Below are 13998 nucleotides of genomic sequence, written 5' to 3' on the forward strand. Positions count from 1 at the left end.
GTTCCTTCTGACTAACTTCATCAACAACATGGCTGACACTGATATTGATTTTCCTGACGTAACAGCAGGCTAGGTTGTACTAATTAACGGTCGTCTGAAATTAACTATCGCTGAAGATGACTTCGATTTTTGTTCTCGATGGGACCTCATTACAGAGGTCCAATTTTGCTAGTTAAGGCGTTTTCGCGCCTCGTCTGTTGGCGCGGTCAAGCAGTTTAAAAGGCCTTTGTTCATCCGGTGAGCGCTTACCACGTAACGGGCATAATGATTTCGTACCTCTTGATCTGTGAGATCAACCTTATTAGATTTGATGGGTTATCGTTCTAATAGTCCCGATGTTATTGTTTGTCTCAAGCATTAATGAATTTATGATGAGATAACTATATGAAAAATGTTGGTTCTATTCGGGTGCGCACTAAAAAAATTCATGTGATCATATGCGGTCGAGAAAATGAACGCCATTACCAAAACTGATAGCCGAACCCACAAAAATACCTTGGTAAAATTAAGCAGTGACCCTGTGTCACGTAAAGCTGTAGTTGAATTGAAAGCTGAAGAAATTCATGACTTTTACAGAGTTGATGATATTGGACATGTTGTTCCAGATTTAAAAAATACCAAACGCAGTAACCTTAACTGGTGATTTATTATTATTTTTCCGAGAGATACCGTTAAGAAATCTAACAAGGATGCGCCTAAGTGAGAATCTTAGGAGTGTGTCTGGGCTTTTCATATGCATCCACTAATTAGGAGCAAGAAAGTGACACTTGATCATCCTATTTTCGCACGCTGGCCGGCGCGGCATCCCGATCGGTTGCAGCTCTTTTCCCTACCGACACCCAATGGGGTGAAGATCGGCATCATGCTTGAGGAAACCGGCCTCACCTACGAAGCACATCGAATCGACATCATGGCAGACGAAAGTCGCGAGCCAGCCTTTCTCGCGCTCAACCCCAACGGCAAGATTCCCGCAATCTACGACCCTGATGGGCCGAGCGGTGCGCCGCTTGCGCTGTTCGAGTCGGGTGCAATCCTCCTCTATCTTGCCGACAAGACAGGACGATTTATCTCGTCCGATCCGAACACCCGCTACGAAACGATCCAGTGGGTGATGTGGCAGATGGGCGGAGTCGGGCCGATGTTCGGCCAAGTCGGCTTCTTTAATAAGTTCGCCGGCAAAGACTATAAGGACAAGCGCCCGCGCGACCGCTACGCAACCGAATCGGTGCGGCTGCTTGGCGTCCTTGACAACCGGCTCGCAGGTCGTGACTGGGTGATGGGAGCTGATTACAGTATTGCCGATATTTCGCTGCTCGGCTGGGTGCGCAACCTGATCGGCTTTTACGAAGCACGCGAGCTCGTCGGCTTCGACCGCTTTCTTCATGTTCAAGCATGGTTCAACCGTGGCCTTGCGCGTCCGGCGGTGCAGCGCGGGCTAGAAGTGACGGCAACTAACCGAGGAGAATAAATGATGAAGATCGTCGTAATTGGCTTCGTAAAATCATCGGGATTGTTCGCATGAACATCCTCCATATTGATTGCAGTTCACGCCCTGAATCGCACAGCCGCCGGCTTTCAGCGGCTATCGTCAAAAAGCTCCTTGAGGTTGCGCCCGGTGCGAGCATCAGCCGGCGAGACTTTGCCTCTGCCCCCCTGCCACACGCTTCGCCTGACTACGAAACTGCACTGTCGTCGCCGGCGACTTTGGCGGCCCCGCCGAGGGGCGCGTTGGAGCTTTCCGAGGTGCTTATTCAGGAAGTCGAAGCGGCAGATGTAATTGTCATCGGAACGCCCATGAATAACTTAACCGTTCCGTCGGTCCTCAAGGCGTGGATCGACCAAATCCTTCGCGCTGGTCGCACGTTCATGTCGACGCCGTCCGGGAAGGTGGGAATGTTCCGGGATCGTCCCGTGTTTATCGGCATCGCTTCCGGTGGCGTCTTTACCGGGGACCGAGCCAACCAGCCCGATTTTCTCACACCGTATCTGTCGGTGGTGCTGGGCAGCATTGGGCTGAAAACCCTGCAATTCCTCTCCGTGCAGGCCACTGCATTTCTCGACCGGGACCAGGCCACATTAGCGAGGGACAAAGCACTTGCGACGACCGACTTCATGGTCATGGGAGAGGGGCATCTCTATGATTGAAATCACTGCTGACATGGAGGCGATTATCAAGCAGGCGATACTGTCGTTCGTCGCGACAGTCAACGAAGACGGAACGCCTAATCTGTCACCGAAGGCGTCTTTGACGGTCACGAATGGCGTTCTCTACTTTGCCGATATTGCATCGCCCCAGACGATACTGAATCTGAAGCGCAATCCTGCTGTAGAAATTAACGTAGTCGACATCTTCCAGAGGCGTGGTTATCGATTTAAGGGCCGTGCGTTGATACTTCCGGCAAATGCTGACGAGTCCTTGGCGATCGCCAACTGGGTTCGAACGGCGAATGGTCCAGAGTACCCTGTCGATCACATTGTCAAAATCGAAACCATCTCGATCTCTCCGTTGCTGTCTCCTGCCCATGTCCTGGCCGACCCCCCTCGAAGTCAGGACGAAATCACCAGCACCTACTATCAAAAGTACGGTGTGAAACCCATCGGGGCATAGGTGCAGGGTCCGCCAAGAGCCGAAGACCAACCAGCCACGTCTGCGCCTCCGTCGCATGCAGCAGCGAAGCGGCCATTCGTATTTCAGGAGGGCTCTATGCAATCAGTCGAGATCCAAACCATTGAAGACAAGGATTTTGATAGTTGGCTTTTGGCTTCCGCTGTGGCAGGTTGTTCTTCTACGTTGTCGTCAAGCAAGCCCGAGTTCGCGAATTGCGTATTCGCGTAGCTGATTTTTTTTGATTTGCCCGGATACGCTCTGGCATTGCACCAAGCTGCCGCGGTGTTCAGATTGCCAGCTGGTCGTTAGAAGTACACAATCGAGTCCATCAACGACACGCTAGGCTATGGAAACCTCGGCCTTTCAATGATTTAGAGGATGAGTCATGATCCCGTCCGCTGCGCCATATTCGGTAGCCTGGAACACTGAACGCCAGGTCACCACAGGAAGCCCGCTCACTGAGCGGGCTTTTTTGTGCCTGCGATTTGCCTATTTGGTTTTTTTCTTTCGCGGCTGGCGCGTGGCCAGGTGTTCGAAGCAAAACGAAGCGGTGCCGAACACGGCGATTATTGAAAGCACGATCATGCCGAGGGTTGAGCTTTCCACGATGACGTCCTGAGCAGGTGAGGGGTTGGATCTCACGGTAGAGTCGGGACGAGTCTGGCTCAATAGACCCGACGCAATCCTTACGGCGCCGGGCCCATTTTTACCTACTCTTTACGGCGCGTTGCGGCTGTGGCGGTAATCGCTCACCGCTTCGTACACTGCCTTGCGCAGGCGGTTGATGCCGCCGATAGGCCGGTGCTCCTGCACGCCAAACCAGGGGTTGAACGACTGGTTGTCACAGGCCAGGTTCAACGCCGGTGTGTCGAAATCCTGGGCCGGCAGCTTGATTTTGGCCACGGTCTCATAGGGGGCGTCGCTCTCTTTCCATTCGATGCTGGTGTCTTCGATCGGCATGAATTTTTGCGGGTTCTGGCGCTGGATCTGCAATACAAAGCACGCCGGTACGCGGTCGGTGGACAGCTGCTGGTTCAGTGCGCTGCGCAGAAAGTTCGGCAGGTCCTGGTTCTGCTTTGGCAGATCGTATTGCGGACAGCTTTGTGGGTCGGGTGCGACGCGGAATTTGGCGTTGGCTGTCCCGAACTTGTAGGGCGAAACCGAAAAGTAAGTGGTCTGTGTCGGACTGGCAGGTGCCGGCGCGAGGGTGGCCAGGGCGATGAACAGGTGGCGTACTTGCCAGCTGCGCGGGTCGAGCGTAGGAAAGAACGCCAGCACTTTCTTGCCATCGGCCTGTGCACCAATGTTCTGGGCATATTCCGCTACATCGCTGACAAAGAAATTCGGATGGCTGAACATCACGAAGTCCTGCTCCGTACGGTTTTGCTGGTCAGCGAGCAACTGTTTGCCGGGCACGTCGAGCAACTTGATCGCCATGCCCCGCGCATCGCGAATGCTGTCGAACTGCGGGTAGGCGTTACCGTTGGACAGTCGAATCAACGCCTGCCAGGTCTTGCCCGGTTCGGTGAACACGCCTTGGCGCAGCGCTGGGTCCAGGTCTGCCAGCACGCTGACGTTGGCCTTTACGCAACCGTGGGCCTTGGCGTGGGCGTCACGCAGGTAGCGAGTGCCTTCGCGGTGTTGGTCGACGATGCGCACCGCGGTCTGGATGATGCCCTGGGTCATCGCGGCTTCGCCCGGCGGAATCTGTTCATTCGGCGACACTGGGCCGCTGTGTTGCCAGGAATACCACGCGGTGGCAGCCAGCCAGCCGAGCAGGCCGAGGCTCAGCAGCCACAGCAGGGTTTTGCCGAGAAAACCACCGAGGCGCAGCCAGAGGCGGGCGAGCAGGGAGGGTTGGTCGTATCGGGATCGAATCATCATGGCAGTTGTTGCTCCAGCGGGCCGCCCAGCACTTTGAGGTATTCCAGCAAGGCCCATCGCTCTTGCGGCAGCAAGCCGCGACCGATGACGCCATTGCCACGCTGGCCTGCACGGAATTCGTGACCGCTGTTGTGGTTGCCGGTGATTTTGGTATCGAACAGGAAGGCGTTCTTGAAGGCGTCTGTCTGGAAGCCCAAGTGGCGCGGGTCGTAGTCGAAGGTGCCTTTATAGAAGGTGGTGCTGCGCTCGTCCTGGGGCGAGAGCAACTGATAAATCGTGGGCACCGAGCCGTTATGCAGGAAGGGCGGGGTGGCCCATACGCCGGCCAATGGGCGTGCCTTGTAGGCACGCAGTTCGCGCACGCCGATGGGCAGGCCGAAACCATCCAGGCGTGGTCGTTCGGCAGGCGTGACGCCGGCGGCACGGTAAGCGTGTGCTTCGACGAACGCAGTGACGTACGCCAGGCCCTTGGCCACAGACATTTTTTTAAGATCCAGGGGTTCAGTCGGCGTCGGGTGCAATTCCACGTTGAGTCGAGCCAGTTCCGCCGGGTCCCATTGCAATGCGCTGAGGTCGTAGCGGTGGTCGGCGATATTGCTGGCGGTGCCGGGGTCGGTGCCGATGTAATCCACCGGCAGCATTTTCAGTTGCTGCACCGGTCGGCCGTTTTCCTGGGTGACCGTCGGCACATGGCAACCCGCACAGTTCTCGGCGAACAACGCGCGGCCCTGAGCCGCGAGGGGCTTGTCGATGGCGCCGAACAGGTCTTCGGGCCAGGTCGGAGGCTTCAGGCGCTGCAGGGTTTCTTCGATCTGGTTCAGGTCACGCACGCGTACGCTGGAAGGGTAGCGCGCATCGCCCTGGAGTGGCTGGCCGGCGTCGTCGAAAAAGGTCAGGGTCGCACCCACGCCCAGCGCCTCACCGATATTGCGCGCCATGGGTTGTTGGGCCGAACCGTTCCACTGCACCCAGTCGAAGGTCCAGATATCCCACAGGTGCGGGTAGTCCACTGGCGCATTGGCGACGCGGTAGTTGTCCGGCGAGATGGCGTCGCCAAAGCTGGCGTTGGCGATACGGCCAAACGCGTCCGTGCGGCCCGGGCCTTCTTCGGTGGGGTAGAGGCCGCGATGGGTATCGTTCCAGGCAACCTTGAGGAACTGGTTCAGCGACTGTTTGAAGTCCTGACGCAGTTGTGAGCGTTCGGCGTCGTAGCGATCCCCCAGCACATGGCGGGCGAAACGCTCGAATTTCCACGGGTTGTAGTAGGTCGCCGCCAGACTGGCCACCAGAGCCTGGCCGAAACTGCCGCCGCGCAAGGTGGGGACGCTGGAGGGCAGCACGTGTTGGGCGGAACCGCCGTCGATACGTAGAGCCTGGCCTTTGAAGTGCAGCTCGCCGGTGTGGCACGCGGCGCAGGTGATATCCAGATACTCAGTGTTGTTGCCGGCGTTGCGGTGCCGGGCGAATCCCACCGGCAGGTTGCCAGGGTTTTGCGCGGTGGGCACTTGTTTGGGGTCCACCAGAAAACCGAAGCGGGCCAGGTATTCCGGGGCGGCGAAGCGCTGCTCGGAAAACGGTAGTTCCAGGGCCGTGAACCAGTCGTAGTGCAGGCCTTTTACCTGGGTGCCCTGGGGCGTGAAGTAATAGGTCTGGCGGTCGGCGGCACTCCATTGATCCTGATAGCGCACTTGCTCCACTGGCACGTAATCGGGGAGTTTGGGGTTGATGGTGTAGTAAAGCACCACGGCCAGGGCAATCCCCAGCAACGTGAATATCAGGAGTAAAGCACGGGAAAAAATGCGCAAGATAACTATCCTTGTCGAGTTGTCGCGTTGTTATGCCACTACGCCACAGGTGCGGCAAGTGGCCATGAGCCCGTTAGTGGGCGGCCCCGCGATCCGTCGCGGGCCTCCATCATGAATGAAAATGCTTTTAAACACGTGAACTTATCGGAAGTTTCCTGCTCACATGCCGGTAGCCATTGGTCGTGGCCGCCTGATAAGCTCGCGACTTTATTCGATTGCCCTTTTGGCGCATGAACAAGGAAATAGCATGAAACAGCATCGGTTGGCGGCGGCGGTGGCCCTGGTTAGCCTGGTACTTGCGGGTTGTGATTCGCAGACCAGCGTAGAGCTGAAAACCCCGGCGCAGAAAGCTTCCTACGGCATCGGCCTGAACATGGGCAAGAGCCTGGCGCAAGAAGGCATGGATGACCTGGATTCCAAAGCGGTAGCCCAGGGCATCGAAGATGCCGTCGGCAAGAAAGAACAGAAGCTGAAAGACGAAGAACTGGTCGAAGCGTTTGCCGCACTGCAGAAGCGTGCTGAAGAACGCATGACCAAGATGAGTGAAGAGTCGGCAGCCGCCGGCAAGAAATTCCTCGAAGAAAACGGCAAGAAGGACGGCGTTGTCACCACCGCTTCCGGCCTGCAGTACAAGATCGTGAAGAAAGCCGACGGCGCGCAGCCCAAGCCGACTGATGTCGTGACTGTTCACTACACCGGCAAGCTCACCAACGGCACCACCTTTGACAGCTCCGTGGACCGCGGCAGCCCGATCGATCTGCCGGTCAGCGGCGTGATCCCGGGTTGGGTCGAAGGCTTGCAACTGATGCACGTCGGCGAGAAAGTCGAGCTGTACATCCCGTCCGACCTGGCCTACGGTGCCCAGAGCCCGAGCCCGGCGATTCCAGCCAACTCCGTGCTGGTTTTCGACCTGGAGCTGCTGGCCATCAAGGACCCGGCCAAGGCCGAAGCGCCTGCTGCACCTGCTGCCAAGAAGTAATCGGCACTTGAATACACAACGCCCCGTCTTGACGGGGCGTTGTTGTTTCCGGGGTTGCATATTTTTGAATGTGGGAGCCTCTGCAGATCCAAACGAACGTCTGTAGCGCGCAACAGTCTGATATAAGACTCGAGTACGGGTAGACGCACATCAGCGCCAAGTCAATGAAATCTTGGGTTTTTTTTATGTGCGCAAAAAACGCCCGATCTAACTGCAAGCCTTGTAAATCGTGGCTTTCAGCCGGGAAAATAGGCTCTGTTCACAAGGTTATCCACAATTTGTGTGGATAACATTTCTTGTCGCCTGGAACTGGAGTGACGATGAAACCACCCTTCAATTTCACCCGTTTCCTGCCCATGGCCGCCCGCTTGCTGGGCCGAGGCCGTTTGCCGACCCTGCTGTTCGCCGTCGCCGCCAAAGGCTCGAGCCAGGGCAACCGCTTGGGTAAGCTCAAGGATGATCTCAAGCTGTTACAGGCGTTATGCCTGGCCTACTGGCGGGGCGAATACCGGGCGATCAGTCCCAAGGCGCTGGTGTCGGTGGTGGCGGGGCTGATGTACTTCCTCAGTCCGATCGATGCGATCCCGGACTTTATTCCCATGTTTGGCATGCTCGATGACATTGCCGTACTGGCCTGGGTCATGAAAACCCTCGATGGCGAACTCAGCGCTTTCCGGGCCTGGCGTGAAGCGCAGCGCCCGGAAAAACTCGTAGTGGTCGAGCGGCTGCCCGCGACGCCTGCCTTGCTGGCCAAGGAGAACCCGCAAAAAAACGTATGACGCGACTATCCCCCTGCGACCTTTGTGGCTGTTAGGATTACACTCCTAAGGAAAGAGCTTACTCAGTAAGTGTTGTTATCCTACGGGGCAGTCATGGATATTCAGATAATTTCACGCAATGGCGAACCCGAATACGCGGTGTTGCCATGGGATCAGTACCAGGCGCTACTCAAAGCAGCCGGTCACCCGCCATCCGCACCCACCGCTTCCCCCATCGCTCACGCCACGCCCGTTCAGGACCTGCGCCCGCTCGCAGAGCTGCGTGGCTTGCGCGAGGGCAAGGGCCTGGCCATTGAGGCCCTGGCCCGAACCGTGGGCATCAGCCCGTCTTATCTGGGTTTGATCGAAAGTGGTGAGCGCCAGCCGGATGCTGCGATCCGTCGCAGCCTGGCCTGGGAATTGGGCGTTGCAGGTTGGAGGGATGAATCTTGAGTCTACGTATCAGCCGTCAACACTGGGACGGGTTGCTCAACGAACTGGACCAGGCGCGCCGCCAGCGCCATTTGCTGACCTACCGCGCGCTGCTGGAGCGCTTGCAGTTCCCCACGCCGGCCATGCAGACCCTGGCCGCTGCACTGGAGCATCTGGCCGCTCTTGACGCCAAGGCCGAGCAGCCGCTGCGCAGCTCTCTGGTGATCAGCCAGGGCGCCAGCCGCCTGCCGCGTACCGGCTTCTTTGAATGCGTGGAGCGCCTGGGGCGCTTCAGCGGGCCATCCGATGGTGTGGCCGCCGCCTCCTGGCACGCTTCGGAGGTGGTGCGGGTGTTCGAATACGAGTACCCGGAGTCCGCCGAGGCTTAGAGCGCCTGAGGCAGCGTGTCCAGGCTGTCGATCACGTGGATGCTGTAGCCCGCCACATCCTTGGCGTGATGCTTGGCCTGCGAGGCCAGCTCTGCCAACTGGCTGGCGTCGAGTTGTCCACAGGCCTGTGGATATAAATGCACCACGCCGATGGAGAGCGAGAGCAACGCAAACTCCTGGCGCAGGCCCTGACGGTTCAAAGCCACGAAGCAGCCGGCTTCCAGATGTTCGGCGCGGTAGAAACGCCGGCACTGGGTGTGAAAGTCATCCAGTAATTGATTGAGGCGTTTGCGCCAATCCTGCGGCCCCAACACCAGCAAGAAATCATCTCCGCCAATGTGCCCGACAAAGTCGCGGCTGGGGTCGACGCGGTCGTTCAGGCACTGTGCCAGGCACAACAACACCTCGTCTCCGCGTCCGTAACCATAGATATCGTTGAACGGCTTGAAGCTGTCGATATCCACGTAGCAGATCACCGACTCCCGTTGCTGTTGCAGCAGCCGCGTGAGGCACTGCTGGATCGGCACATTGCCGGGCAGCAGGGTCAGTGGGTTGGCGTATCGCGCCTGTTGGATTTTCAGCTCGGTGATCAGCTTGAGCACGTCGATCACCCGGCCCAGGCCCAGGTAATCGCCATTGAGCGTAATGATGAAATCTTCTTCGATACGCTGTCGGGCCCGGCTGGTGAGCAGGCGACTGACCTGTTGCAGCGACTGGCTCAATTCCACCGCAAGAAAATCATCGCTCATCAAACGGCTGATCGGTTTGCGCGCGAACAGATCGGTGGCGAAGGGCTTGAGCAGCGCATCGGAGAGTGAATGCCGGTGCACGATGCCGATCGGGTGGCCACGCCCGTCCAGCACCGCGAGGGAGTTGAGGTTGGCCTGGCGGCGAAAGGCTTCCAGTACCTGCGCGGTGGCGGTGTCCTGGTCCACCGCCGGTTGTTCGTTGAGCAAGGCGCTCAGGTCGCTGCCTTCTTCGCTGAGGGTCGCGCTGGCGGCATCGGGCTTGGGCAGCATCAGGCGAGCTTCCTGCGGCGGCTGTTCCTGGGGACGGCACAACAGGTAGCCTTGCACCAGGTCGACGCCCATTTCCGTGAGTACCGCCAACTCCTCCGGCAGTTCGATGCCCTCGGCGATCACCTGGGCCCTCGATGCCTTGGCGATTTGCAGGATGGAACCGACAAACTCGCGCTTGAGCGCATCCTGGTGGATGCCGTCGATGAAGTGTCGGTCGATTTTCACATAGTCCGGACGCAGCTCCGACCACAGCCGCAGGCTCGAGTAGCCGGCGCCCAGGTCATCCAGCGCAATCGAAAACCCCATGTTGCGGTAGTGGTGCAGAGCATTTTGCAGCAGGTCGAAATCGTCGGTCGGGGTTTGTTCGGTCAGTTCGATTACCACCTGGCTGGGCGGGATACCGAAGTCATGCAGCAATTGCAGGGTGCGCCCCGGCTGGTGCGCGGTTTCCATCAGGGATTCCGGCGAGATGTTCAGAAAGAGTTTGCCCGGCAGCTTCTGTTCGCTGAAGCGTCGGCAGGCACTTTCGCGACAGGCCATTTCCAGTTCGCTGAGGCGTCCGGCATGGCTGGCCACGGAGAACAGCGCAACAGGGGAGTGCAGCGGGCTGTTGGACGGGCCGCGACTGAGGGCTTCATAGCCCAGGATGCGCCGTTCAGACAGGCAGATGATCGGTTGGAACAGGCTGTGCAAACTGCCTTGAGCCAGGATTGAGCCCAATGCATTCAGCTGTTCGGTCATGGTCATGGCGATCTCGATCGAAAAAAAAGGACCGCAGGCTTGAGCCGGCGGTCCTTCATTTCACGACAGAATGATGTCTATATGATGACACTCCAGGGAGCGATCACATTAAATCGCCATCATTTATTGCTTGGCCACCTGCTTGGTGATTTTCAGGTAGTCCAGCAGGATCCGGCCCGTCTCCGCCAGGTAGGCGTCATCTTCCGGCTTGGTCTTTTCAGCTTCGGCAGGCAGCGCATCTTCATCTTCTTTCTTCAGCTCCTTGAGTGGATCTTCACCCTTGGCCTTGCGGCGGATGTTTTCCAGTGCAAGTTGCTTGTTCTCGATGTCGGTGTGCTGCGCGCGACGATCCACTTCATTGAGGCTGACGGTTTTTTCTTCCATCAGCTTCTTGGCCAGGGCCAGCTTGTCGCGGATGAACACGAACTCGGCATCCTTGGCGGAGCGGGTGTCGTGGTCAGCCTTCAACTGCGCCAGGAACGGCTTGAACGGATCCGACGCGGGCTTGATCGCAGGGCGGATGGTGTCCCACGGCATGGCTTCCGGCAGGGCGCTTTCACCGATTTCCTTGGTGTCGATGATCGACGGGAAGTCGATGTCCGGCAACACGCCCTGGTGCTGGGTGCTTTGCCCGGAAACCCGGTAGAACTTGGCCAGCGTCAGCTTGAGCTCGCCATGGTTCAGCGGCTGGATGGTCTGCACGGTGCCTTTGCCGAAGGTCTGGCCACCGATGATCAGTGCGCGGTGATAGTCCTGCATGGCGCCGGCGAAAATCTCCGAAGCCGAAGCCGAGAGGCGGTTGACCAGCAACGCCATCGGGCCTTTGTAGAAGGCACCCGGGTTCTCGTCTTCCAGCACATCCACGCGACCGTCCGCGTTGCGCACCAACACGGTCGGGCCTTTGTCGATGAACAGGCTGGTCAGCTCGGTGGCTTCCTGCAGAGAGCCGCCGCCGTTGTTGCGCAGGTCGATGACCACGCCGTCGACTTTGTCTTTCTGCAGCTCTGTCAGGATCTTCTTCACGTCACGGGTGGTGGACTTGTAGTCCGGATCGCCAGCACGGAACGCCTTGAAGTCCAGGTAGAAGGCCGGGATTTCAATCACGCCCAGCTTGTAGTCCTTGCCATCCTGCTTGAGGTTGAGGACTTTCTTCTGCACGGCCTGGTCTTCGAGCTTCACCGCTTCACGGGTGATGGACACGATCTTGCTGGTCTGGTCGTTCGGCGCATTGGTGTGCGGGATCACTTCCAGACGCACCACGCTGCCTTTCGGCCCACGGATCAGCTTGACCACTTCGTCCAGGCGCCAGCCGACCACGTCGACCATCTCTTTGTCGCCCTGGGCCACGCCGATGATCTTGTCCGCCGGAGCGACTTGCTTGGTCTTGTCAGCCGGACCTGCCGGCACCAGGCGCACGATCTTGACCTGGTCATTGTCGCTTTGCAGGACGGCACCGATGCCTTCCAGCGACAGACTCATGTTGATATCGAAATTCTCTGCGTTATCCGGCGACAGATAATTTGTGTGCGGGTCGTAGGACATCGCGAAGGTGTTGATGTAGGCCTGAAAGATGTCTTCGGCACGGGTCTGGTCCAGGCGCGCCAGTTGATTCTTGTAGCGCTTGGTCAGCAGTTCCTGAATGGCCTTGGGCTCTTTGCCGGCGATCTTCAGGCGCAGCACTTCGTCCTTGACGCGTTTGCGCCACAGGTCATCGAGGGCGGCGGTGCTGGTCAGCCAGGGAGCGTCCTTGCGGTCCACCAGAAGGGTTTCCTTCTGGGTGAAGTCGAGCTTGTCGACACCTTTGTCCAATTCGGCCAGGGCGAAATCCAGACGCGCTTTGACGCGGTCCAGGTAACGCTTGTAGATGGTGAAGCCGGGTTGCAGATCGCCGCTCTTGAGGAAGTCGTCGAACTGCGTCTTCCACTTGTCGAACTCGGCGATGTCGCTGGCCAGGAAGTAGCTGCGCGACGGGTCGAGCAGCTTGATGTAGCTGTCGTAGATGATCACCGAGCGTGCGTCGTCCAGCGGCGGCTTGCTGTAGTGATGGCGCTTGAGCAACTCGACGACGTTAAGGCTGGCAATCACCTCATCGCGATCCGGCTGAAGGTTGTCCCAGCTATTGGCTGCGAACGTATTGGTCGACATCGACGTGAGGCCGAGACCAATGAAAAGAGCGAGGGCGGTGCTGGGGAACAAATGCTTCATGCTGATTCGACGCGGGGGCAATTGATAACGCATATTAGGCCGTCTTTGAGGGAGCCGGTTCCATATGGTCCGGTCGCATAATGCAAAAAGCCCGGCGCTACAGCTACGGGCTCAGTCCAGACTCACTATGGAGGCACTGTGAAAGCATTGCAAGGCGTTGACGGTCATGTGGAGTGGCTTGATGAACCAAGTCCTACGTGCGATGTAGGCCAAGTTCGCATTCGAGTGGCGGCTGCCGGCCTCAATCGTGCTGATTTATTACAGCGCGCGGGGCTCTATCCGCCACCGCCCGGTGCCAGCGCCGTGCTGGGCCTGGAGTGTTCCGGGGTGATCAGCGAGGTCGGTGCCGGCGCGTCCTGGCAGGTGGGTGACCGCGTATGCGCGCTGCTGGCCGGCGGCGGCATGGCCGAAGAAGTGGTGGTGGACGCCCGCCATGTGCTGCCGGTGCCGGAAGGCCTGACGCTGATCGAAGCTGCTGCACTGCCTGAGGTGTACAGCACGGCGTGGCTCAATCTGTTCCAGCTGGCGGGGCTCAAGCCTGGCGAGAAGGTGCTGCTGCACGCCGGCGCCAGTGGCGTGGGCTCGGCAGCGATCCAGTTGTGCAAGGCGTTTGGTAGCCCATGCTGGGTCAGCGTCGGTTCGGCCGAGCGCCTGGCGTACTGCGAGGACCTGGGTGCGCAGGGCGGCGTGGTGCGTACCGACGGCATTGAAGGGCTGCGGGATTTCGGGCCGTTCGACGTGATCCTCGACCCGGTGGGCGCCAGCTATGCCGCCCTGGACCTCAAGCTGCTGGCCGTTGACGGCCGTTGGGTGCTGATCGGCCTGATGGGTGGGCGCGAGGCGCAACTGGACCTGGCACAGGTGCTGGGCAAGCGCATCCAGTTGCTGGGTTCGACCCTGCGCAGTCGCAGCGATCAGTTCAAGGCGGACTTGTTCAGTGAGTTGAGCCAGCACGTATGGCCGCTGTTCGTTGAAGGGCGCCTGAGCCCGCAACTGGCCAGAACCTTCCCAATCAAGGACGCCGAGGCGGCGTTTGCCGAGTTGGCGAGCAACCGGATTTCCGGGAAGTTGGTGTTGGTGATCGACGAAAGCCTGAGCTGACTTCAGCTTGAAATGCAGTCAGTGTGGGAGCTGGCTTGTCTGCGATAGCGGTGTATCAGTGAAGAATGTTTCATCTG

General features: G+C 58.6%; 14 protein-coding genes. 10 read left to right on the forward strand and 4 right to left on the reverse strand.

What is annotated here, in order from left to right; genetic code table 11:
- Positions 1 to 451: 451 nt before the first annotated feature.
- The 5 genes from ACW9IN_RS29225 to ACW9IN_RS29245 all read left to right on the forward strand — a co-directional run bounded on the left by ACW9IN_RS29225 (position 452) and on the right by ACW9IN_RS29245 (position 3227).
- Positions 452 to 643, forward strand: a complete 192-nt coding sequence (locus tag ACW9IN_RS29225; protein WP_152514710.1) for a hypothetical protein — start codon at positions 452 to 454, stop codon at positions 641 to 643.
- Positions 644 to 733: 90 nt separating this feature from the next.
- A complete protein-coding gene (locus ACW9IN_RS29230; RefSeq protein WP_020372652.1) occupies positions 734 to 1468 on the forward strand; it encodes a glutathione S-transferase N-terminal domain-containing protein in 735 nt (244 codons plus the stop codon).
- 50 nt (positions 1469 to 1518) lie between these two features.
- Positions 1519 to 2145 (forward strand): FMN-dependent NADH-azoreductase, encoded by a 627-nt coding sequence (locus ACW9IN_RS29235; protein WP_016978177.1) that lies wholly within the window; start codon positions 1519 to 1521, stop codon positions 2143 to 2145.
- Positions 2138 to 2608, forward strand: a complete 471-nt coding sequence (locus tag ACW9IN_RS29240) for a pyridoxamine 5'-phosphate oxidase family protein (protein ID WP_016978176.1) — start codon at positions 2138 to 2140, stop codon at positions 2606 to 2608. The genes ACW9IN_RS29235 and ACW9IN_RS29240 overlap by 8 nt, the downstream gene beginning before the upstream one ends.
- Positions 2609 to 2993: 385 nt before the next feature.
- The gene (locus tag ACW9IN_RS29245; RefSeq protein ID WP_457369113.1) at positions 2994 to 3227 is read left to right on the forward strand and encodes a hypothetical protein; all 234 of its coding nucleotides are present in this window, start codon (positions 2994 to 2996) and stop codon (positions 3225 to 3227) included.
- A gap of 98 nt (positions 3228 to 3325) precedes the next feature.
- On the opposite strand, the gene ACW9IN_RS29250 is transcribed toward ACW9IN_RS29245, so the two are convergent.
- Together ACW9IN_RS29250 and ACW9IN_RS29255 are read right to left on the reverse strand one after the other, a co-directional pair.
- A complete protein-coding gene (locus ACW9IN_RS29250; RefSeq protein ID WP_457369114.1) occupies positions 3326 to 4492 on the reverse strand; it encodes a catalase family protein in 1167 nt (388 codons plus the stop codon).
- Complete coding sequence (locus tag ACW9IN_RS29255; protein WP_457369115.1) at positions 4489 to 6297, reverse strand: di-heme-cytochrome C peroxidase; 1809 nt, start codon at positions 6295 to 6297, stop codon at positions 4489 to 4491. The genes ACW9IN_RS29250 and ACW9IN_RS29255 overlap by 4 nt, the downstream gene beginning before the upstream one ends.
- A gap of 247 nt (positions 6298 to 6544) precedes the next feature.
- Here ACW9IN_RS29255 and ACW9IN_RS29260 point away from each other — a divergent pair, with 247 nt between their 5' ends.
- The 4 genes from ACW9IN_RS29260 to ACW9IN_RS29275 all read left to right on the forward strand — a co-directional run bounded on the left by ACW9IN_RS29260 (position 6545) and on the right by ACW9IN_RS29275 (position 8855).
- On the forward strand, positions 6545 to 7276 hold the full coding sequence (locus ACW9IN_RS29260) for an FKBP-type peptidyl-prolyl cis-trans isomerase (RefSeq protein ID WP_457369116.1): 732 nt from the start codon (positions 6545 to 6547) through the stop codon (positions 7274 to 7276).
- Between the two features lie 320 nt (positions 7277 to 7596).
- Complete coding sequence (locus tag ACW9IN_RS29265) at positions 7597 to 8055, forward strand: YkvA family protein (RefSeq protein WP_457369117.1); 459 nt, start codon at positions 7597 to 7599, stop codon at positions 8053 to 8055.
- A gap of 93 nt (positions 8056 to 8148) precedes the next feature.
- On the forward strand, positions 8149 to 8487 hold the full coding sequence (locus tag ACW9IN_RS29270) for a helix-turn-helix domain-containing protein (RefSeq protein ID WP_457369118.1): 339 nt from the start codon (positions 8149 to 8151) through the stop codon (positions 8485 to 8487).
- On the forward strand, positions 8484 to 8855 hold the full coding sequence (locus tag ACW9IN_RS29275; protein ID WP_005786715.1) for a hypothetical protein: 372 nt from the start codon (positions 8484 to 8486) through the stop codon (positions 8853 to 8855). The genes ACW9IN_RS29270 and ACW9IN_RS29275 overlap by 4 nt, the downstream gene beginning before the upstream one ends.
- On the opposite strand, the gene ACW9IN_RS29280 is transcribed toward ACW9IN_RS29275, so the two are convergent.
- Positions 8852 to 10621 (reverse strand): bifunctional diguanylate cyclase/phosphodiesterase, encoded by a 1770-nt coding sequence (locus ACW9IN_RS29280; protein WP_457369119.1) that lies wholly within the window; start codon positions 10619 to 10621, stop codon positions 8852 to 8854. The two genes, ACW9IN_RS29275 and ACW9IN_RS29280, sit on opposite strands and share 4 nt — an antisense overlap.
- 117 nt (positions 10622 to 10738) lie before the next feature.
- Positions 10739 to 12820 carry a carboxy terminal-processing peptidase gene (locus tag ACW9IN_RS29285; protein WP_457369120.1) on the reverse strand — a complete coding sequence of 694 codons (2082 nt, stop codon included), beginning with the start codon at positions 12818 to 12820 and terminating at the stop codon, positions 10739 to 10741.
- A 138-nt stretch (positions 12821 to 12958) separates the two neighbouring features.
- Here ACW9IN_RS29285 and ACW9IN_RS29290 point away from each other — a divergent pair, with 138 nt between their 5' ends.
- Complete coding sequence (locus ACW9IN_RS29290) at positions 12959 to 13921, forward strand: zinc-binding dehydrogenase (protein ID WP_457369121.1); 963 nt, start codon at positions 12959 to 12961, stop codon at positions 13919 to 13921.
- Positions 13922 to 13998: the final 77 nt, after the last annotated feature.

This window comes from Pseudomonas sp. SDO5271_S396, from assembly GCF_054071795.1.